The 19,741-nt window shown below is 69.2% G+C and carries 18 protein-coding genes; 9 read left to right on the top strand and 9 right to left on the bottom strand.

What is annotated here, in order from left to right; translation table 11 throughout:
* Positions 1-50 precede the first annotated feature (50 nt).
* Positions 51-998 carry a Gfo/Idh/MocA family oxidoreductase gene (locus RIN43_RS02510; RefSeq protein ID WP_309127292.1) on the top strand — a complete coding sequence of 316 codons (948 nt, stop codon included), beginning with the start codon at positions 51-53 and terminating at the stop codon, positions 996-998.
* A 106-nt stretch (positions 999-1,104) separates the two neighbouring features.
* On the opposite strand, the gene RIN43_RS02505 is transcribed toward RIN43_RS02510, so the two are convergent.
* The 5 genes from RIN43_RS02505 to RIN43_RS02485 form a co-directional block, all read right to left on the bottom strand.
* Entirely contained in the window at positions 1,105-2,577 is a 1,473-nt protein-coding gene (locus RIN43_RS02505; RefSeq protein ID WP_309127291.1) for a lipase maturation factor family protein, read from the bottom strand.
* A 197-nt stretch (positions 2,578-2,774) separates the two neighbouring features.
* Entirely contained in the window at positions 2,775-3,158 is a 384-nt protein-coding gene (locus RIN43_RS02500; RefSeq protein ID WP_309127290.1) for a RidA family protein, read from the bottom strand.
* A 50-nt stretch (positions 3,159-3,208) separates the two neighbouring features.
* Positions 3,209-4,804, bottom strand: coding sequence for an amidohydrolase family protein (locus RIN43_RS02495; RefSeq protein WP_309127289.1), 1,596 nt, complete (start codon positions 4,802-4,804; stop codon positions 3,209-3,211).
* Between the two features lie 8 nt (positions 4,805-4,812).
* Positions 4,813-6,081, bottom strand: coding sequence for an amino acid aldolase (locus RIN43_RS02490; protein WP_375163694.1), 1,269 nt, complete (start codon positions 6,079-6,081; stop codon positions 4,813-4,815).
* A 15-nt stretch (positions 6,082-6,096) separates the two neighbouring features.
* The gene (locus RIN43_RS02485; RefSeq protein ID WP_309127287.1) at positions 6,097-7,452 is read right to left on the bottom strand and encodes an MFS transporter; all 1,356 of its coding nucleotides are present in this window, start codon (positions 7,450-7,452) and stop codon (positions 6,097-6,099) included.
* A 134-nt stretch (positions 7,453-7,586) separates the two neighbouring features.
* On the opposite strand from RIN43_RS02485, the gene RIN43_RS02480 reads away from it, so the two are divergent.
* From RIN43_RS02480 to RIN43_RS02465, 4 genes are read left to right on the top strand one after another with little or no spacing between them, the layout of a single operon-like run.
* Entirely contained in the window at positions 7,587-8,297 is a 711-nt protein-coding gene (locus RIN43_RS02480; RefSeq protein ID WP_309127286.1) for a helix-turn-helix transcriptional regulator, read from the top strand.
* Positions 8,298-8,330: 33 nt separating this feature from the next.
* The gene (locus tag RIN43_RS02475; RefSeq protein WP_309127285.1) at positions 8,331-9,254 is read left to right on the top strand and encodes a sugar kinase; all 924 of its coding nucleotides are present in this window, start codon (positions 8,331-8,333) and stop codon (positions 9,252-9,254) included.
* Positions 9,255-9,283: 29 nt separating this feature from the next.
* A complete protein-coding gene (locus RIN43_RS02470; RefSeq protein WP_309127284.1) occupies positions 9,284-9,898 on the top strand; it encodes a bifunctional 4-hydroxy-2-oxoglutarate aldolase/2-dehydro-3-deoxy-phosphogluconate aldolase in 615 nt (204 codons plus the stop codon).
* On the top strand, positions 9,895-10,323 hold the full coding sequence (locus RIN43_RS02465) for a rhodanese-like domain-containing protein (RefSeq protein WP_309127283.1): 429 nt from the start codon (positions 9,895-9,897) through the stop codon (positions 10,321-10,323). The genes RIN43_RS02470 and RIN43_RS02465 overlap by 4 nt, the downstream gene beginning before the upstream one ends.
* A gap of 120 nt (positions 10,324-10,443) precedes the next feature.
* On the opposite strand, the gene RIN43_RS02460 is transcribed toward RIN43_RS02465, so the two are convergent.
* From RIN43_RS02460 to RIN43_RS02445, 4 genes are all read right to left on the bottom strand, one after another.
* Entirely contained in the window at positions 10,444-11,349 is a 906-nt protein-coding gene (locus RIN43_RS02460) for a glycine betaine ABC transporter substrate-binding protein (protein ID WP_309127282.1), read from the bottom strand.
* 68 nt (positions 11,350-11,417) lie between these two features.
* A complete protein-coding gene (locus RIN43_RS02455; protein WP_309127281.1) occupies positions 11,418-12,386 on the bottom strand; it encodes a proline/glycine betaine ABC transporter permease in 969 nt (322 codons plus the stop codon).
* Positions 12,386-13,714: a glycine betaine/L-proline ABC transporter ATP-binding protein gene (locus RIN43_RS02450; protein ID WP_309127280.1), complete on the bottom strand. Its 1,329-nt coding sequence runs from the start codon at positions 13,712-13,714 to the stop codon at positions 12,386-12,388. Before RIN43_RS02450 ends, RIN43_RS02455 begins: the two co-directional genes overlap by 1 nt.
* 286 nt (positions 13,715-14,000) lie before the next feature.
* Entirely contained in the window at positions 14,001-15,215 is a 1,215-nt protein-coding gene (locus RIN43_RS02445; protein ID WP_309127279.1) for a methyltransferase, read from the bottom strand.
* 61 nt (positions 15,216-15,276) lie between these two features.
* Between RIN43_RS02445 and RIN43_RS02440 the strand changes: the two genes are divergently transcribed.
* From RIN43_RS02440 to RIN43_RS02425, 4 genes are all read left to right on the top strand, one after another.
* A complete protein-coding gene (locus tag RIN43_RS02440) occupies positions 15,277-15,936 on the top strand; it encodes a TetR family transcriptional regulator (protein WP_309127278.1) in 660 nt (219 codons plus the stop codon).
* Positions 15,933-16,880 (top strand): ABC transporter ATP-binding protein, encoded by a 948-nt coding sequence (locus RIN43_RS02435; protein WP_309127277.1) that lies wholly within the window; start codon positions 15,933-15,935, stop codon positions 16,878-16,880. The genes RIN43_RS02440 and RIN43_RS02435 overlap by 4 nt, the downstream gene beginning before the upstream one ends.
* Entirely contained in the window at positions 16,877-17,677 is an 801-nt protein-coding gene (locus RIN43_RS02430; protein WP_309127276.1) for an ABC transporter permease subunit, read from the top strand. The genes RIN43_RS02435 and RIN43_RS02430 overlap by 4 nt, the downstream gene beginning before the upstream one ends.
* 125 nt (positions 17,678-17,802) lie before the next feature.
* A complete protein-coding gene (locus RIN43_RS02425) occupies positions 17,803-19,731 on the top strand; it encodes a DUF5107 domain-containing protein (RefSeq protein WP_309127275.1) in 1,929 nt (642 codons plus the stop codon).
* Positions 19,732-19,741: the final 10 nt, after the last annotated feature.

The raw sequence follows: 19,741 nt of genomic DNA, 5'->3' as shown, positions 1-19,741 counted from the left end.
CGTTGCGCACCACCGTCGCGGCCCGACCCCGGCGGTCGTAGGCTCGGCTCATGGAGATCACCGCGGCCGCTCGAGTCGGCATCGTCGGCGCAGGAGGCATCGCCCCGCTGCACGTCGCCGGGTGGCTGGCGCTCGGTGCGGAGGTCGGCATCCTGCGTCGCACCGGCGCGGAGGAGCTCGCCGGGCGCTACGGCATCCGCGTGGTCGACGAGCTCGACGCCCTGATCGACGGATGCGAGATCGTCGACATCGTCAGTCCCACGAGGACCCACCTCGACATCGCCCGCCGCGCGTTCATCGCCGGACGCCATGTCGTCTGCGAGAAGCCCCTCGCGGTCACGGCGTCGGAGGCCGAACGGATGCTGCAGGCCGCGGCGGATGCCGGGGTGCGGCTCTTCCCCGCGCACGTGGTGCGCTACTTCGAGGGCTACCGGCGACTGCAGGAACGGATCGATTCGATCGGCGCGCTGCTGGAGCTCACCTTCCGTCGAACCGTCGCGGCACCGGCGTCGGCCTGGTTCTACGCTCAGGATGCCGGCGGAGGGCTCATCCGTGACCTGATGATCCATGACCTCGACCAGGCGCTGTGGTTGGCCGGCCCCGTGGTGGAGGTGTCAGCGACACAGGACCCGCCCGCCGTCGACGGCATCGTCGAGCCGCCGGTGTCGGCACACGTCACTCTCACGCACGCGAACGGGGCGATCAGCCATGTGCGCGCCGACTGGTTCGAGCCCGGCACGCCGTTCCGCTCCACCGCCGAGGTGACCGGCGCCATTGGCTCACTGCGATTCGACACCGCCGACCTGGGCGTCGTGCGTGAGGGGTATCTGCCCCCGGCATCCGAGACCGATCCCTACGGGGCTCAGCTGGCCGACTTCCTTGATGCGGTCCGCACGGGCGGGGACGCCAGGGTGACGCCCGAGGACGGCGTCGCCGCGGTGGCCCTGGTCGATGCCGCCTACGCGTCGCTGGCCGCCGGGCGACCGGTGATGCTCTGACGGACGGCATCCGGGTTCGAGGGCGGATGCCACATCTGAAGGATGCTGCGGCCGAGATCGTCCTTCAGAAGTGCCGACGCCCGCCAGTGTTGCGGGACCGCACCGCTCAGCGGCCGCGCAGGCTGATCGGGCGCACCAGTACGCGTCTGCGATCGCGGGTCCAGACGGCACCGGTCTCGCGGTGCTCGGCGCGCGTGGTGAACCGGTAGCGATACGAGATCACCCGCACCCACCGCGGTGCGTGACCGGCGAACGGGTCTCGGCGCAGCATCCGCAGGGTCGGTCGGTCGGCCTCGAGCAGCCGCACCAGGAACATCGTGAACCAGTCGTCGATCGAGTGCCCGAGCGGCAGGAACCACATCAGCCAGTCCAGCCGCAGATGGTACGGCGCGAACTGGCGGGGCACGCGCCGCACGTCACCCGGTTTGCCCCGGAACTCGTACTCCGACCAGCGCGCCGACGACGGATCGGCATCCATGGTGCCCTCGACCACGTACTCGATGCGCCTCTTCGTCACGGTGCCGAACGCGCCGTACGCGTTCGCCAGCTGCCACCGGTTGAAGCTCGCGTTCATCAGCTGACGGCTGGCGAAGAGATTGCGCAGCGCCGGCCAGCTCAGAACCACGAACAGGATGCCGACGGCCGAGGTGACGACGATCCAGTACAGCGGGATGCCGCGCCACGCACCTGCCGCGTCTCGTCCGACCAGCGTTCCCGGCAGCCCCACCGCCGAGAAGCCGATCACGATCGTGGCCCAGTTCAGCCACGCGAAGTTGCCGGTGACGACCAGCCACAGCTGCGTGAGGATCACGATCGCGGCAGCCGTCGTGCCGATGATCTCGGGCACCGGGCCGGGAACCCAGAACGACAGGATCGGTGCGAACAGGAGGAACGGCACCACCAGCTGCGCGAAATGATTGCCGAGCACCTCGCCCCGATGGAACCACCCGGGCAGCAGGTGCGCCTGACGACTGAGCGGACCCGGCATGGGCTGCGTTTCATGGTGGTACATCAGCGCGGTGAGATCGCGCCATTCGCGGCCGCCGCGGATCTTGATCATCCCGGCGCCGAATTCCAGCCGGAACAGCAGCCACCAGAACAGCACGATCACGACGGCGGGCGGCGGCTGATCTGCCGAGCCGAGGAACGCCGCGATGAAGCCGGCCTCGAGCAGCAGCATCTCCCAGCCGAAACCGTAGAAGGTCTGCCCGATGCTCGTGATCGACATGTAGCCGCCCCACAGCAGCAGGAAGCAGACCATCGGAACCCAGGGCGGCCCCAGCTGCGGGATGCCAGCCACGAGCACGATCGCGACGACCATTTCGGCCCAGCACAGTGCAGCCAGCCTGCGATCGGAGTAGCGGATGCGCGTGAAGAGCGTGGGGCGCAGCATCCGGATCCTGTCCTTCGACGACGTCGCCCAGTCGAGAAGCTGCGGCGCGGGCAGCAGGCCCCGCTCGCCGAGCAGCGGGCGGAACTGGTTCAGCGTCGACAGGAACGCGACGAAGAACAGCGCCGCGATGCCCCGCTGCAGAACCTCGCGGGCGAAGCCGTAGTCCACTGCGGCGAACCCGTCCATGCCGACACGATACGTCGGGCTTCGAACCGCCGAGGGGGACTTGACAGTCGGATGCCGCGCGGGCGCGGACTCCGGATGCCGCAGTCGCAGCGCCCTCTTCGTACGACAGACCGGGGGCCGACGCGCCGGATGTCGGACGAAACACGGTGTTTCGTCCGACAGGCGGCGTGTCGGCCCCCGGGATGCAGTGGGGCGGGTCAGCTCTGAGGAAGGGCGGCGACCACGTCGATCTCGACGAGGATGTTCGCCAGCTGCGAGCCCACCGTGGTGCGCACCGGGTAGGGCGCTGTGAAGAACTCCTCGTACGCCGTGTTGAACTCGGCGAAGTCGCTGAGGTCCTGCAGGTGCACCGTCGACTTGACGACGTCATCCATCGTCAGACCGTGCACGGCGAGCACCTTCTGGATGTTGCGCAGAACCTGGCGCGTCTGGTCGCCCACGTTGTCGGCGATGGCGTTGTCGTTCGCCGCGTCCTGCGGGCCGAATCCCGCCGTGTACAGGAATCCGTTCGCGACCACCCCGTGGCTGTAGGGGCCAGCGGGCGCGGGCACGCCCTCGGTGTGGAAACCGGTCTTCGGCATGTTGCTTTCCTTTCTGTTGACAACAGGTCTGATCCCCATCGGGGGACGAATCACGTGCGACTGTCCGCGGCGCGGCGCAGTCCCCTGCCGGGCAGAGCCCCCGTCGGTTCGCCCTCGGCGAGAACGCGGATGCCGCCGACGAAGACGTCGTCGATGCCGACGGCGGCTGTGCGCGGGTTCTCGTACGTGGCGGTGTCGGCCACCGTCGACGGGTCGACGACGACCAGGTCGGCGACGAATCCTGTCTCGACGGCGCCGCGGCGCCCCAGCCCGAACCGGCGCGCCGGCAGCGCCGACAGGTGGTGCACGGCGTCGGGCCAGCTCCACGTGCCGAGGTCCCGCACGTACTCGCGGAGGTAGCGGGCGAAGGTGCCGGCGGCCCTCGGGTGCGGGTGCGCCCCGATGAAGATGCCGTCGGATCCGCCGGTGTGGGCGGGGTGGGAGAAGATGCGAGCGAGCTCGGTGCTGGGCCGAGGGCTGCGCACGGCCATGACAGCGCTGCACTCCAGACCGGATGCGGCAAGCGCATCCAGCGCGAAGTCGGCGGGCGAGGACCCCGCACGCTCGGCGGCCGCACGCAGTGTCAGCCCGTGCGCCCATGCCAGCTCGGGTGCGGCGATGTGGGCGAGCGTGATCATGTCGGGCCAGTCCGGGCCGAGGCTGGCGCTCCGCGTCGCCCTGCCCGCACACGCCTCGCGCAGCTCGGCGCGACGAGCGGGGTCAGCGATCACGGCGACGGCCTCCGCCCTCGGCAGCATCGAGACCTCAGGCGGCAGCAGCGGCATGCCGAGCAGCGTGCAGCCCCGGATGTACGGGTAGGCGTCGAAGGTCGCATCCACTCCGGCGGCCTCCAGCGCGGCGAGCTGCGCCAGCACGATGTCGGCATCGGCGTGGAAGTGCGAGATGTGCACCGCCAGCCCTGATCCGGTGTCGCCTTCAGCCCGGCGTGAGATGTCGGCCACCTCGGCGATGCCGGCGGCGGTGTTCGACTCGTAGCCTCCGCGCATGTGGGTGACGTAGACACCCCCGGCCCTGGCGACTGGCGCACACAGCGCGGCGATCTCGGCCGCATCCTGGAAGATGCCGGGCACATAGTCGAGTCCGCTCGAGATGCCGAGCGCGCCGTCGTCCATGCCGCGCTCCACGACGAACGCCATGCGCCGGCGCTCGTCCTCCGTCGCGGGCCCGTCATGCCTCCCACAGACCTCGAAGCGGACGGTGCCGGCCGGAATCAGGTAGCCGGCGTTCAGCGGCGACGTGCCGTTGACGGCGGCGAGATAGTCGGCGACGCCGCCTCCTCGGTACGTCGGATGCGGGCCGTTGATCGCCGCGAAGTACTCTGCCGCGTAGGAGCCGTCGCCAGGGGCGTAGGAGACGCCGTCCTGACCGGTGATCACCGTCGTGACGCCTTGACGCAGCAGGGTCCGCGTGACGTCGGGGTCGCCGAGCAGGCCGTCGGCGTGGGAGTGCACATCGATGAGACCCGGCAGCACGAAGCGGTCGGAGACGTCCAGCACCGCATCATCGGGCTGCGGATCGACTCGCCCGACCCGCGTCACTTCGCCGCCTTCGATCGCGACGTCGGCGCGGACGGGACCCTCCGCGGAGACCACCGATCCACCGCGCAGCACAGTGCGAGTGCTCATCGCTCTCCTCAGAACCAGGTGCGGACCAGGTCGACGACCAGATCGGATTCGACCGATTCGACCACCGGCAGAATGCGCCACTTGTCGAATGCGGTGCACGGGTGCGACAGCCCGAGGCGCACGACCGATGCGATCGGCAGATGCTGCTCCGAGCGCACGTACGAGTGCTGATCGTTCATCGCCGACACCTGCCCATGCAGGGGCTGCCACTGCTCGGACGACTCCTGCCGCCACGCCCGCGGGATGGGCATCCCCTCGTCGTACGGCAGGTCGCGCTTTCCGCCGTCGACGAGCGCCAGGCCGGGCTCGGGGCTCGACACCACACGAGCGAACCCGTGCATGGCGTTGACGAAGCGCGGCGAATCGTCCTGGGTGCCCCCGTGCGCGCCGCCCTCGTCGAACGGCGAGATACCGCGGTAGAAGCCGTCGTCATGCACGATGTACGCGCCCGAGCGCAGCGTGAAGCGCGTGCGCCCGTCGCGCGCTGCGCCCGCCCAGACATCGGCGACGATGTCGAAGTACGCGCTGCCGCCGGCGGTCACGAAGACCTCGCCGTCGTCGTACAGCGGGGCGAGCTTCGCGTGCAATTCGATCTGCGCTTCGAGGTACGACCGCACGGCCGCGACGCCTGCGGGCGAGCGGTCGTGAGCGAGGCTGCCCTCGTACCCCGAGACGCCGGCGATTCGGAGCACGGGGGAAGCGGCGATGCGCTCCGCGACGCGGACGGCCTCGGCGATCGACCGCGCACCGGTGCGCCCGCCCGCGGCGCCGAGTTCCACGCAGACGTCCGCTGGGCGCGACGCGCCCGCGGCGAGCAGGCCCTGCTCCATCGCCTCCACGGTCGAAAGGGAATCTGCCCAGCTGACGAACCGGAATGCGGGGTCGGTCAGCTCGCCTGCAAGCCAGGCGAGCGACCGCGGGTCCACAGCGGCGTTGGCGAGCATGATCGAGTCGAGACCGAGGTCACGCCCGGTGCGCACCTGGCCCATCGTCGCGAGGGTGATGCCCGTCGCGCCGGCGTCGGTCTGACGTTTCCAGAGCGCGGGCGCCATGGTCGTCTTGCCGTGCGGCATGATCTCGAAGTCTCGATCGGCGCACCACGCCGCCATGGTCGCGACGTTGGCGTCCATGGCGGCGTCGTCGAGCGCGATGAGAGGAGTCCAGAATTCGTCCAGGCGCGGACCGGTCGCGAGGAACTCCGCCGCGGTCATGCCCGCGGCGCGGGCGGGCAATCCCTTGTCGCGCGCTGTCAGCAGAGTGTCGTCCACGTGAACCATTCTGGTTGCTCCCTCTCAGGCGTTCGTCTTGACGGCCGACTCGACGCGCAGCTCGTGCAGGCGACCGGCGCCCTCGACGTCGGGTCGGATGGATGCCAGCATCGTGGCGATGACGCCGACGATCGCGATGACCGCGGCATAGACCACCACGGGCCAGAACGCTCCACCGGCTGCAGCGACCAGGGCCACGCAGATGATCGGTGCGAGGCCGCCGCCGAGGGTGTTGGAGATCTGGTAGCCGATGTTGACGCCGGTCGTGCGCGCCTCTGGGTCGAACATCTCGGCGAGCATCGTGGCGAGCGTCGCCTGCATCGCGACGCCGAACACCACGAAGCCGAGGATCTGACCGACCCAGATCAGCCACATGTTGCCGGTCGTGAACAGCGCGAACGCCGGGTACACCATGGCCGCGAAGCCGATGCATCCGATGATGTACACCGTGCGACGGCCGATCCGGTCGGAGATGTGACCCCACAGCGGCGCGACGACGATCTGCAGCAGACCGACGATCATCGTGCCGGCGAAGCCCATCCACGCGGGAAGGCTCTTGTTCGACACCATGAAGCTGAGACCGTAGGTGAGGATCACGTAGCCGGCGATCGACTGCGGAAGGCCGATCAGGATGCCGAGGATCGTGTTCTTCGGGTGACGGAACGCCTCGACGAGCGGGTTGTGCTTCTTCCCGGTGGAGGAGATGAGCAGCGTCTGCGTCTCGGTGAACTCCTCGGACTCCTCGAGGTGGCGACGCAGGATCACCGCGGCGATTGCGAGCACCATCGAGAACACGAAGGGAATGCGCCATCCCCACTCGATGAACCACGAGCCGGGCACCAGGCCGAGGCCGGCCATCAGACCGCCCGAGACGACATTGGCGACGCCGGCGCCGCTGATCAGGAACGCGCCGTACATGCCCTTGCGGCCGATCGGGGCGGCCTCGACGACCATCGTCGCGGCGCCACCCATCTCACCGCCGACGAAGAAGCCCTGGCAGAGGCGGAAGAACAGCAGCAGCAGCGGCGCGGCGATCCCGATGGCCTGGTCAGAGGGGATGAGGCCGATGCCGGTGGTGGCGAGCCCCATGCCGACGACGGTGCTCATCAGCACGACCTTGCGGCCGACGCGGTCGCCGATGATGCCCCAGATGATGCCGCCGACGGGCCGAAGGAAGAATCCGACGGCGAAGGTCGCGAACGACGACAGCTGCGCGATCACGGGGTCGTTCGAAGAGAAGAACACCGCGGGGAACACCGCCGCCGAGGCGAGGCCGTACAGGTAGTAGTCGTAGTACTCGATCAGCGTGCCGATGGCCCCGCCGGCGACCGTCTTTCGCTGTTTGGGCGACAGACCGCGCGATGCGGACACAGTGGTCATCCGAGCCTCCTTGCTGGGTGAATGCGGGCCTCGCGGACTGCGCGGCCTCGACGTCTCGTGTTGGGTGACGCTAAGCTAGCAGTGAAATAGACATTCTGTCTATCTGTCGAATTTTTTGTTCAGTGGGGTGAGCGATGACGATCAGTACCGCAGCAGAGGCACTCGCCGATGAGGTCGCACGGCAGACGTACGAGAGCGCCGAGGAGGTGCTGCGCCTGTACCGACCCGTGATGCGGGCCCTCGCGACGGCTGCAGGGCCCACGACCGAGGTGGTGCTGCACAACCTCGACGGCGCCGACATCGACCTCGGACACACGATCATGGCCATCGAGAACGGCCACGTCACCGGGCGCGCGGTCGGCGGCCCCTCCACGTCGCTCGGCCTGGACGTGATGAAAGATCGCCGCGGAAACCACGACGCGTTCGGCTACACCGGATACACGAGCGACGGACGCGAGCTGCGCTGCTCCTCGGTGTACTTCCACAACTCGTCCGGCGACATCATCGCTTCCCTGTGCATCAACGTCGACCTCAGCCCGCTCCAGCAGGCCCGCAACGTACTCGCCGCGCTTCTGCCGTCGGGCGCACCGTCGGCGAACGCGCCCAAGGAGCACTTCGGGACCGACCTCGTGGCGGTCATGGATTCGATGATCAGCGATGCCATCCACGAGATCGGCCGACCGGTCGAGAACATGTCCCGCGACGACAAGATCGCCGTCCTCGAGCGCCTCGACCAGCGCGGCGCGACGCAGATGCGCAAGTCCGTCGAGGCGATCGCGAAGCGACTCGGGATCTCACGGGTGACCGCATACAGCTACCTCGAGGAGGCGAGAGCACGACGCTAGGCCTCCGAGTCGAAGCCCGTCGAGCCCACGATCATGGACATCACGAATCAGGATGCCACCCCCGCACTCATCGCACTCGGCGAGACGATGGTGCTCATCACCCCGCACGACGCGACGCGTCTCGCAGAGGCCGACGACGTCCGGCTGACCATCGGCGGCGCCGAATCGAACGTCGCCGCCCACGTGGCATCCCTCGGTCACCGCACCGCCTGGGTCAGCGCGCTCGGCGACGACGTGCTCGGGCGTCGCGTGAACCGCGCGGTGAAGGACCTGGGCGTGGACACGCGCTGGGTCGCCTTCAACTCGCACGCGCCCACCGGCGTGTACTTCAAGGACCCCGGCCACGGCGTGCACTACTACCGGGCAGGGTCCGCGGCGTCGCGTATGAGCCCCGAGAGCGTCGCCCACGTGCCGCTCGAGGATGCCGCGATCGTCCACATCTCCGGAATCACCCCCGCCCTGTCACCAGTCTGCGCCGCGATGATCGATGCGGTCATCGACCGGGTGACGTCTGCGGGTGCGGGATCGCTGAGCTTCGACGTGAACCACCGTGCCGCGCTGTGGGAAGCGCCGATCGCCGCGCCCGTGCTGCTCGAACTGGCGAATCGGTCCGACATCGTCTTCGTCGGTCTCGACGAGGCGCAGACGCTGTGGGGATGCGGCAACCCTGACGACGTGCGCGCACTGATCCCGGCGCCCGCCCATCTGGTCGTGAAGGACGGCGACGTCGGGGCCACGGAGTTCTCGGCCGATGGCACGACCTTCGTGCCGGCGATCCCGACCGAGGTGGTCGAGGCCGTCGGCGCCGGTGACGCCTTCGCAGCAGGGTGGCTCGCCGAGAAGCTCGCGGGATCCGCGGCTCGGGAACGGCTGCAGGGCGGCCACCGGCGGGCCCACCTCGTGCTGCAGTCCACCGATGATGTGGTCGGCATCGTCACGACGGACGCCGGGCGCTGACGATGCCCGGTACAGGGAAAGGGATTCTCATGGACAATTCAGGTTTCGAGCAGCTGTTCGGCGGTGCGCCGCTGATGGCGATCCTGCGCGGCATGGGCGCGGAGAGGAGTCTCGCGGTGTCGATCACCGCGTGGGATCTCGGCATCGACGTGGTCGAGCTGCCCATCCAGACGGAGGAGGACATCGAGGCGCTGCGCGTGGTCGCCGCCGCCGGTAAGGAGCGCGGGAAGATCGTCGGCGCCGGCACCGTGGTCTCCGCCGAGCACGTCGCGCAGGCGGCGTCCGCCGGTGCTGCCTTCACGGTCAGCCCAGGGCTCGACCTCGAGGTCGTTCGCGCCTCGCACGACGCGGGGCTGCTCAGCATCCCGGGCGTCGCCACGGCGAGCGAGGTGCAGCTGGCCATGAAGGCCGGGCTCACCTGGCTGAAGGCCTTCCCCGCCTCCGTGCTGGGCACGCAGTGGCTCACGGCCATGCGGGGGCCTTTCCCGCAGGCCCGATTCGTCACCACCGGCGGCATGAGTGCCGCCAACGCCGGGGAGTATCTGAGCGCGGGTGCTCGCGTCGTCGCTGTCGGCTCCGCCCTGGAAGACCCTGCGCAGCTGCCGCTGCTGGCCGGGCTGCTCGGCTCCGGCGACCGGTCATGAGCGAACTCGAAGCCAGGCGCGCGTTCGTCGACGCGCGCCTCGCCTACGTCGACGCTCGCCTCGCCTACGAGATCGACGTGGTCGCCGCCGCGCAGGCCGTCGAAGCGGATGCCGCGATCCTCGTCGACACTCGACGACTCGAGTCCTGGGAGCACGGCCACATCGCCGGGGCCCTGCATCTGCCCAAGACCGCCGTCGAGTCTCAGCTCGACACGCTCCCACGGGACCGCATGCTCATCGTGTACGGCTGGGGGCCTGGGTGCAACGGCGCCACTGCCACCGCCCGCACGCTGCTGGCGGCGGGACTGGATGTGCGCGAGCTGCTCGGCGGCTACGAGTACTGGGTGCGCAACGGCTTCCCGACCGAGGCCGACGGCGTGATCACCCGCCGTACACCGGATCCCCTGGTCACCGCCGAGCCCTGAGCACGACCCGCCTCCCGCACACGCTGATGGGCGGAGAACGCAGTGATGGGCGGAGCTTTCTCAGCGAAGGCTCCGCCCATCAGCGCAAAGTCCACCCGACGAAGCGGGCGCGGGCGCGTCTTACTCGCTGACCACCCAGTCGAGCTGGTCGGCGTTCTCGTCGAGCCACTTGTCGACGGCCTCAGCCGACTTGTCCTCGTACTCGTCAGAGGTCACGAGGCTCTCGAGGGCACCGTACTGCTCATCGTTCAGCTTGATCTTCTCGATCAGCTCCGCCGCCTCGGGGAACTCTTCGGCGAAGCCGCTCTTGCCCAGGAAGTGCAGCGCCTCGGACTCGCCCATGGCGCCCTTCGGGTCTTCCAGGTCCTTCAGCGGCCAGGCGTCGTTCGCCCAGAACGGACGCCACAGCGTCACGACGATCGGCTCTTCGGCGGCGACCGCCGTGTCGAGCTCGGCGAGCATGCCGCCGGTCGACGAGGTGACCAGCTCGTAGTCGTCCAGGCCGTACTCCGGCATGGCCGTCTCCTGCGTCTGCTTCGTCAGCCCGGCGCCCGGCTCGATGCCGATGATCTTGCCGCCGAACATGTCGGCGTTGCCCTTGAGGTCCTCGATGGAGTTGATCTCGTCGAGGTACTCCGGCACGGCGAGGGTGAGCACAGCGCCCTCGTAGTAGGTGCCGAGATCTTCGATGTCGTCGCCGTACTCCTCCATGTAAGAGGCGTGCGTCACCTCGGACCAGGCGGACGGGTACATGTCGATGTCACCCTGCGCGAGGGCGGTGTACAGCGGCCCTGCATCGACGACCTCTTCCATCTCGACCGTGTAGCCGAGCTTCTCGAGTTGGTCGGCGAGCAGGTAGGCGGTGCTGAGCCCGTCGGTCCACGCGGGCAGGAAGCCCATCGTGATCGTTCCCTTGTCGTCGCCGCCGTTGCCGCCGTTGCCGGCGTCGCCGCCCGCGCAGCCGGTGAGAGCCAGGGATGCCGCCGCGCCGAGCGCGATGATGCTTGTCAGGTGCCTCTTCTTCATGGTGCTTCCTTCTTTCTTCACGTATGTCTCACGCGTTCCGTATGGGTTGCTGTGCTGTACAGGGTGGTTCAAGGGGCGAGAACGGATGCACCCGCCGACGCGGGTGCGGCAGTCTGCGCAGAGGTCGCAGGCGATGCGGATGCCGCTGCCGACGCACGACGGGCGTCGTCGCGTCGGCGCTGCAGGATGCCCAGCAGCGAAGACGGGGAGCTCGCGGGGTTACCCAGAGCCGCGGTGACGCGGTCGAGGAACACGGCGATGAACACCACTCCCAGGCCCGCCTCGATGCCCTGTGCGACGTTGATGGTCGCGAGCGCGGCGACCACCTCCTTGCCCAGGCCCGGTGCACCGGCCATGCCGGCGATGACGGCCATGGAAAGGGCGAGCATGATCACCTGGTTGACGCCGGCCATGATGGTGGGCGTGGCCAGGGGCAGCTGGATGCCGCGCAGGATCTGACCCGGCTTCGCGCCGAACGCGTGCCCCGCCTCGACGGTCTCGGCATCGACTCCGCGGATGCCGAGCTCGGTGAGACGCACGCCCGGCGGCAGCGAGAAGATCACGGTCGCGATCACTCCCGGCACGAAACCGAGGCTGAAGAAGATGATCACGGGGATCAGGTACACCAGCGACGGCATGGTCTGCATGAGATCGAGCACGGGTTTGATCACCGTGCTGACCGTGTTGTTGCGCGCCGCCCAGATCCCCAGGGGCACGGCTATGACGACCGTGACCAGCGTCGCTATCAGCACGAGCGCGAGAGTCTGCATCGCCGTGTCCCACTGGTCGACGCCGAGGGTGATCGTGAACATCAGCACGGTTCCAACGGCCAGCTGCCAGGAGCGCACCAGCCAGGCGATCAGGGCGAACACGATGATCATCACCGGCGCCGACGGCGCGGCCAGCAGATCAGCGAGCCCGTTCGCCAGGAAGCCGACGAAGGCGGAGATCGCGTCGGTCAGCCAGTCGAGGTTGTCGCGAATCCAGTCGACGACGAACTTGCCCCATTCACCGATGGGAATACGGAAACCTTCCATCAACGCACCTCCTCGGCGTTCTCACCAGCGGATGCCGTGGTGTCAGTGGCAGCCGCGGCATTCACCGCGTTCTGCGCCTCGGCGAGGACCTCGTCGATCATCGTCGCGGGCATCGGCTGCATGGGAATCGTCAGCTCACCGGTGGCGCCGGGGCCGGGGCCAAGGGCGGCGAGCAGAGTGACGCGCGGGATGACGCCGGTCAGGCGTCCCTCGGCATCGGTAACGGCCAGCGGCAGCGGCGACTCGACCGAGGGGATGAACAGGTTCATCAGCACCTCGTCCTCGTCGACGCTCTGCGGCACGGGCTTCAGGATCGACGCCAACGACGTCTCCCCCTTGCGCACCAGCTTGACGGCGTCGCGGTCGGTGACGATGCCGACGAGGTGCCGGTCGCGACCGACGACGTACGTCGCCGACATGTACGAGTCGCGCATCTGGCGCAGAGCCGTGCGCGGGCCGGCGTTGTCGGCGACGACGGGGCGCGGACGCTCCATGACGTTTGCAGCGGTGAGCACGCGCGCGCGATCGACGTCCTGCACGAACTGCTCGACGTAGTCGTTGGCCGGGTCGGTGAGGATGTCCTCGGGCGTGCCGATCTGCACGATGCGGCCGTCCCGCATCACCGCGATGCGGTCGCCGAGGAACATGGCCTCGTTCAGGTCGTGCGTGATGAAGACGATGGTCTTCTGCAGCTTGGCCTGCAACTCGACGAGCTGCTCCTGCATCTCACGGCGGATCAGCGGGTCGAGGGCGCTGAAAGCCTCGTCCATCAGCAGGATGTCGGTATCGGCCGCGAGAGCGCGGGCGATGCCGACACGCTGCTGCATGCCGCCGGAGAGTTCGCTGGGCAGCTTGTCCCCCCAGCCGTCGAGACCGACCAGGGCGAGGATCTCTTCGGCCTTCTGCAGGCGCTCGGCCTTGGCCATGCCCTTCAGTTCGAGCGGGTAGGCGACGTTCGCGGCGACCGTGCGGTGCGGCAGCAGCGCGAAGTGCTGGAAGACCATCGATACGCGGTCGCGGCGCAGCTCGCGCAGTCGCCCGGCGGGGATGCCGGTGATCTGATCTCCGGCGATGGTGATCGTGCCGTCGGACGCGTCGTGCAGACCGTTCAGCATGCGGATGATGGTGGACTTGCCGGATCCGGACAGTCCCATGATGACGAAGATCTCACCGCGGTTCACGGTGAAGCTCGCGTCGATCACTGCGGCGGTGCCGGCGTCGAGCACCTCGTTCCGGGTCTCGCCGGACTTGAGCCGCTTGACCGCCTGCTGCGGATTTCGACCGAAGACCTTGTAAAGATTGCGCGCTTCAAGAGCGATTTCGGACACGTTTCCCCCGACGGCTCACCTCGGGCAGGTGGCCTGCTTCGGTTACGCCCGGGTGATGGTCACAAGGCCGTTTCGACACACGCTGTACTGACGGCACGGGCGGGGATTTCGGATCCCCGCAAAGAACATCGACCGTACGCCCACGCCTCTTCGTGTACAGCTCGGGTCGAAAGAAGGACGCGGCCGCGGACTGGTCTTGAGGCCTCTCGGCCACCTGTCCACGCTAACGAATGGCTGATCCGGAGGCAAATCCTCGTTACCGAATCGTTCTCTCACCTGGCCTTCTCTAAAAGGGTGGATCCCGGCGGATGCTGCGGGTGACGGTGAATCTCGGTGTGCGCACCACTTGCTCGGTGGGCCCGACATCGCGGCTCAGGGCACGCCGGTGATCGAGGTGCGAGTTGAAGACGGTCCACACCTCACCGCCCGGTCGGAGCAGGCGCGCCGAGGCGCTGATCAGACGTCGTCCGGCGCCCTCGTGCACGCTCGCCCCGAGGTGGAACGGCGGGTTGAGCAGGATCAGATCGGCCTCGCCGTCCGGCAGCTCCGACCCGGCGTCGTCCAGCGTCACGCGCACCCGGTCGGCAAGGCCGTTGGCGGCCATCGTCGCCATGGCGGAGCGCACCGCCGCAGCGGAGCGGTCGGTTGCGATGACATCGGCATCCGGATGCGCGAGGGCGAACGAGGCGGCGAGCGCGCCGGTGCCGCATCCGAGGTCGACGACGGTGGGCTCCGGCGGTGCGACGAGCTTCGCCATCGCCTCGAGCAGCACGCGCGTGCCGATGTCGAGGCGCGCCCCGGCGAACGCGCCGCCGTGTGCGCACAGCGTGAGCCCCGCCGCATCCGTCCTCGAGAAGCCGCTTTCGACACGGGAAACCACACCGGACGTGGTTTCCGATGCGAAACGTGATTTCTCGCCGGGCAGCGGGTGGCGGATGCTGACCGGGTAGGGCGGCTCGGGCGGGACGGGCAGCGGCCCCGAGGCGATCACCAGGCGGGATTTGCGCTCGGCGCGCTGCGGCTGCACGGAGCCGAAGCATGCGGCGAGCGCCTCGTTCTGGCTCAGCGTCATGTGCTTGACGCGGCCGCCGCAGACCAGCACGGCATCCGGCGCCGCCCAGCGGGCCACGGCGTCGGCCATCTCCTCGAGTTCGGCGAGCGCCTTGGGCAGCTGGAGCAGCACCAGCGAGACCCCGTCGAGCAGGGCGGGTCCGAGTTCGTGCGCGGCGAAGCCGTCGAGACCGAGTGCGGCGGCGTTGTTCGCCAGCGCCCGCCGGCCGGTCACGAGGTCCTGGTGCACGCGGATGCCGCGCACCCCGGCATCCGCGAGTGCGAGAGTGATCGCACCGTACTCGTCGCCGATGACCGCGATCCGGTCACCGGCGATGCCGGCGGCCAGTGCGTACCCGACGAGGAGTTCGTCGGTGGCATCCCACGCCTGCAGGTTCGGCGCCTCCACGTCGGGAGACCGCCGCAGCCTGCTGAAGTCGAAATCGGCCACCCGCTCACGATACTTCCGCTGCGCTTGACGACCGACTGAACATGCGTTTAGTCTGCTGTACATGCGTTCAGCATCTGATGACCTCACTGCGCGAGCCCGTATCCGCGACGCCGCGATCCGCGCCTTCGCCGAACACGGCTTCGACGCCACCAGCCTGCGCACCATCGCCGCCGATGCCGGTGTGAGCGCGGCCCTGATCGTGCACCACTTCGGTGACAAGAACGCGCTGCGCGCCGCCTGCGACGATTACGTCGTCGCCGTGTTCATCGACGACAAGCACGAGCTGATCGAGGCACCGACGGCCGACCGCATCCGCGCCGCCCTGAACGATGTCGAACGCTACGGACCCTATGTCGACTACCTCGGACGCATGCTCGCCGAGAGCTCGCCGGCGGCCGACCGGCTGTTCGACTCGATCGTGCAGCTGACCCGTGACGTGCTCGAGGAGCAGCGCAACGCCGGCCTGCTCGTCGAGATGAGCGACCCTGAGATGACGGTGATGCTCATGGTGATGCTCGGTCTCGCTCCGGTGATGATGCGCACCCAGGTGAGCCGATCGCTCGGTCACGACCAGCTCAGCACCGCCGGGATGCTGCGCAGCACCCTGCCGACACTGGAGCTGCTCACCCACGGCATCTACTCGAGCTCTGCGTTCCTCGACGGCGCGCGGCAGGCGATCGCTTCCACGCAGGACGAAAGCACCGAAGGAGGAACGGAATGAACTCCGTCATCGACATCACCGGTCTGCACAAGAGGTACGGCCGCCGCACGGCGGTGCACAGCCTCGACATGCACGTGAAGCCGGGCACCGTCTACGGCCTGATCGGCCCGAACGGCGCCGGTAAGACGACCACGCTGCGCACGCTGGTCGACGTCATCCGGCCGACCTCGGGCGCGGTGCGGGTGCTCGGCGAGGATCCGCGGCACGGCGGCGCGCGGCTGCGCCGGCGCATCGGGTACGTTCCCGGCGAGCTGCGGCTGGAGGGCCGGATCACGGGACACCGCATGCTGTCGTTCTACGCGGGTGTCTCCGGGCCGGTCGCCCGCGGATACACCGCGGAGCTCGCCGAGCGCCTCGGAGTCGACCTCTCGCGACCCGTCCGCAGCCTGTCAAAGGGCAACAAGCAGAAGCTGGGCCTGATCCAGGCGTTCATGCACCGTCCGGAGCTGCTCATCCTCGACGAGCCGACCAGCGGCCTCGACCCGCTCGTTCAGCGCGTGTTCCTCACCATGGTGCGCGAGGCGCGCGATGCCGGGCAGACCGTTCTGCTCAGTTCGCACGTGCTCAGCGAGATCCAGCAGACCGCCGACGAGGTGGCCGTGCTCGCGAACGGACGCATCGTCGCCGACGGCGACGTCAGCTCGCTGCGGCTGGGGTCGGTGCGGCGGGTGCGGGCGGGGATCGAACAGGCGGATGCCGCGCAGGCGCGCGCCGTGCTCGAGAACGTTCCCGGCGTGGAAGGGCTGGAGCTCACCGCATCCGACGGCGCAGTGCGACTCAGCGCCACCGTCGAGGGCGGGATCGATCCGCTGGTGAAGGCCCTTGCCCGGTTCACCGTGCAGGATCTCACCATCGAAGAGCCCGACCTCGAGGAGAGCGTGCTGCGACTGTACGGCAACGAGACGACGACACGTTCGCACGAAGACGAGGGAGATGCACGATGAACCGCATCCTGCCGGTGTTCCGGCGCAGCATCCGCGAGTCATGGCGCAGCCTGATCGGCTGGAGCCTCGGCATCGCCGCCGTACTGTTCCTCTACCTGCCGCTGTACCCCAGCTTCGGGGCCAGCGGGCAGCTCGAAGACGTCATCAAGGTGCTGCCGAAGGAGCTCGTCGATACCCTCGGCTACGACCAGATCGCCTCGGGCGCGGGGTACGCCCAGAGCACCTTCTTCGGCCTGATGGGATTCCTGCTGCTCTCCATCGCGGCGGTGCTGTGGGGCTCGGCGGCGATCGCAGGGGCAGAGGAGTCGGGGCGGCTCGAACTCGACCTCGCTCACGGCATCGGGCGGGCGCAGTACGCGCTCGAAGCCGCCCTCTCGGTTCTGGTGAGGCTGCTTTGGCTGGGCGCGTTCTCGGGCGCGCTCGTGTTCGCCCTGAACGACCCCGCGCAGCTCGGCATCCATCCGCCGCACATCGTCGGTGCCGCACTCGCGCTCACGGGGCTGGCCTACTTCAGCGCCGCGGCCGGTCTGCTCGCCGGTGCGCTCACCGGGCGGCGGGCGTGGGCGACCGGGGCGGCTGCCGCTGTCGCAGTGCTCGGTTACGTGTTCCAGGCCGTGGCGAAGCAGTCGGAAGACGTCGAGTGGTTGAACGCCCTGTCGCCGTTCGCGTGGGTGTACCACCAGCCGCCCCTGCGTGATGGCGTGGATGTGGGCGGGCTGCTGCTGGTGTGGGGCATCGCAGTCGCTCTCGCGGCGGCATCCGCCCTGGCCCTGTCGCGCCGCGATCTGCGCGGCTGAACGCTGCGGCCCACTCCGGTCGCACTTTGCGCCGCTGTCCCGACCGGGAAGCGACACGGAGTGCGACCGGAACGATCCCGGGGCACGGTTGCTGCGGCCACGGAATCGTTACTGTGGGCATCATCATGGCCGCTTCACTGACGATCGCCCAGCGCACTCTGCCCACCGCTCCCGTCGGGGCGCCGAATCCGCTTCCCGCGGTGACGTCGATGCCGCAGGCTCCGTACGAGGCCGGAACCGACGGCCTGCCCGAGGAGATCGCGGCGAACCTGCGGTACGGGCAGGTCACGTCCATTCATCCGTACCTTCTGCAGGACGGCTACTCGCGCAAGCGCACCGAAGCGCCGATGCGCGTCGCCGTGCTCGAGAACGAACTGCTGCGCGCCGAGTTCGCGCTCGATCTGGGCGGGCGGCTCATGCGCCTGCTCGACAAGACGACCGGGCGCGATCTGGTGTACCGCAACGCGATCTTCCAGCCGGCGAACCTCGCGCTGCGGAACGCCTGGTTCTCCGGAGGCGTGGAGTGGAACATCGGCATGCGCGGGCACTGGCCGCTCACCTGCGACCCGCTCTATGCGGCCGAGCTGACCGCACCCGACGGGGAGCCGGTGCTGCGCATGTGGGAGTACGAGCGGGTGCGCGGGCTGATCGTGCAGATCGACGCCACGCTGGACGACCGAGTCGCAGCACTGCACGTGCAGGTGCGCGTCCGCAATCCGCACCCGCATGAGACCGGCATGTACTGGTGGACGAACATCGCCGTCGCCCAGACTCCGGGCTCGCGGGTGTACGCGCCGGCGACGCACGCCTACCGCACCGGCTACGACGGAACGCTGCAGTACGTCGACGCCGCCGACCCCGACGTCAGCCGCCCGGCATCCGCCCCCGCCGCCGCCGACTGGTTCTACGACCTTCCTGCTGCGGCGCGGGCGGCCGGCACCCCGCTGAGGCCGTGGATCGCCGCACTCGAACCCGATGGCTCCGGCCTCGCGCATGTCTCCACCGCCCCGCTCGTCGGGCGCAAGCTGTTCGTCTGGGGCGACACCACGGGCGGGCGGCACTGGTGCGACTGGCTGGGCGGGGCGACCGGCGCCTACTTCGAGATCCAGGCGGGGTTGACGACGACGCAGTATGAGCACCTGCGGATGCCAGGCGGGGCGACCTGGGAATGGCGCGAGACGTTCCTTCCCCTGCACATCGACCACGACGCCCGCGATGCGGAGTGGAACGAGGCCGTCGCCGTCGTCGGCGACGCCGTGCTGAAGGCTGCGGATGCGGCAACGGCCGGCACGCGCCTGGGCTCCCTGAAGGATGCCGAGCCGGCCCGGATGCTGCACACGGGATCGCCGTGGGGAGCGCTCGAGGCGGAGCTCGCCGCGCGCAGCGGCGCATCGTTCGACACCCTGCCCAGTGTGCGCTTCGACCGGGACGCTCCCGGCGCCGGGCCGTACTGGACGGCGCTGCTCGACGGCAGCACGGGAGAGGACGCCGGGCTCGACGCACCCCAGTCCTACGTCGCGGGCGAGCGCTGGGAGCGGCTGCTCGCCGAGGCGCCGGCCAGCTGGCTGACCCACCTCCACCGAGCAGTCATCGCCCATGCCCGCGGCGACCTCGCCGCGGCCGGCTCGCGCTACGAGGCATCCCTGCGGCAGCGACGTTCGCCGTGGGCGTTGCGCGGCCTCGGCCTGGTTCGGATCGGCGAGGGCGACGCGGATACCGGTATCGCACACCTGGTGGACGCGCTCGCACTGGCGCCGGATTCCGTGCCGATCGTGCTCGAGCTGGGTGCCGAGCTGCTGCGCGCAGGGCGCGCCGAGGACGCCCGCGGTCTGGTCACGTCGCTGCCCTCGGCTGTGCAGGAGCGCGGGCGCGTGCGGGTGCTCGCGATCCGCGCGGCGCTCGACGCCGGCGACCGGGAAGCCGCCGGGCGCCTGCTCGAGCAGCGCTTCGAAGTGCCCGACATCCGCGAGGGCGAGCTGAGCATGTCCGATCTCTGGCGGCAGGCGTTCCCTGATCGCCCCGTACCCGAGTGGTACGACTTCTCGATGAGCTGAGCGGGTCGTC

Origin of the sequence: Microbacterium sp. (assembly GCF_031178445.1) — a bacterium.
GTDB lineage: Bacteria > Actinomycetota > Actinomycetes > Actinomycetales > Microbacteriaceae > Microbacterium.
This window is presented reverse-complemented; position numbering and strand designations above follow the sequence as displayed.

Bases quoted from the DNA above. Each gene is read 5' to 3' on its own strand.
- RIN43_RS02510 (WP_309127292.1), top strand. From the start codon at position 51: ATGGAGATCACCGCGGCCGCTCGAGTCGGCATCGTCGGCGCAGGAGGC.
- RIN43_RS02505 (WP_309127291.1), bottom strand. From the start codon at position 2,577: ATGGACGGGTTCGCCGCAGTGGACTACGGCTTCGCCCGCGAGGTTCTG.
- RIN43_RS02500 (WP_309127290.1), bottom strand. From the start codon at position 3,158: ATGCCGAAGACCGGTTTCCACACCGAGGGCGTGCCCGCGCCCGCTGGC.
- RIN43_RS02495 (WP_309127289.1), bottom strand. From the start codon at position 4,804: ATGAGCACTCGCACTGTGCTGCGCGGTGGATCGGTGGTCTCCGCGGAG.
- RIN43_RS02490 (WP_375163694.1), bottom strand. From the start codon at position 6,081: ATGGTTCACGTGGACGACACTCTGCTGACAGCGCGCGACAAGGGATTG.
- RIN43_RS02485 (WP_309127287.1), bottom strand. From the start codon at position 7,452: ATGACCACTGTGTCCGCATCGCGCGGTCTGTCGCCCAAACAGCGAAAG.
- RIN43_RS02480 (WP_309127286.1), top strand. From the start codon at position 7,587: ATGACGATCAGTACCGCAGCAGAGGCACTCGCCGATGAGGTCGCACGG.
- RIN43_RS02475 (WP_309127285.1), top strand. From the start codon at position 8,331: ATGGACATCACGAATCAGGATGCCACCCCCGCACTCATCGCACTCGGC.
- RIN43_RS02470 (WP_309127284.1), top strand. From the start codon at position 9,284: ATGGACAATTCAGGTTTCGAGCAGCTGTTCGGCGGTGCGCCGCTGATG.
- RIN43_RS02465 (WP_309127283.1), top strand. From the start codon at position 9,895: ATGAGCGAACTCGAAGCCAGGCGCGCGTTCGTCGACGCGCGCCTCGCC.
- RIN43_RS02460 (WP_309127282.1), bottom strand. From the start codon at position 11,349: ATGAAGAAGAGGCACCTGACAAGCATCATCGCGCTCGGCGCGGCGGCA.
- RIN43_RS02455 (WP_309127281.1), bottom strand. From the start codon at position 12,386: ATGGAAGGTTTCCGTATTCCCATCGGTGAATGGGGCAAGTTCGTCGTC.
- RIN43_RS02440 (WP_309127278.1), top strand. From the start codon at position 15,277: ATGCGTTCAGCATCTGATGACCTCACTGCGCGAGCCCGTATCCGCGAC.
- RIN43_RS02435 (WP_309127277.1), top strand. From the start codon at position 15,933: ATGAACTCCGTCATCGACATCACCGGTCTGCACAAGAGGTACGGCCGC.
- RIN43_RS02430 (WP_309127276.1), top strand. From the start codon at position 16,877: ATGAACCGCATCCTGCCGGTGTTCCGGCGCAGCATCCGCGAGTCATGG.
- RIN43_RS02425 (WP_309127275.1), top strand. From the start codon at position 17,803: ATGGCCGCTTCACTGACGATCGCCCAGCGCACTCTGCCCACCGCTCCC.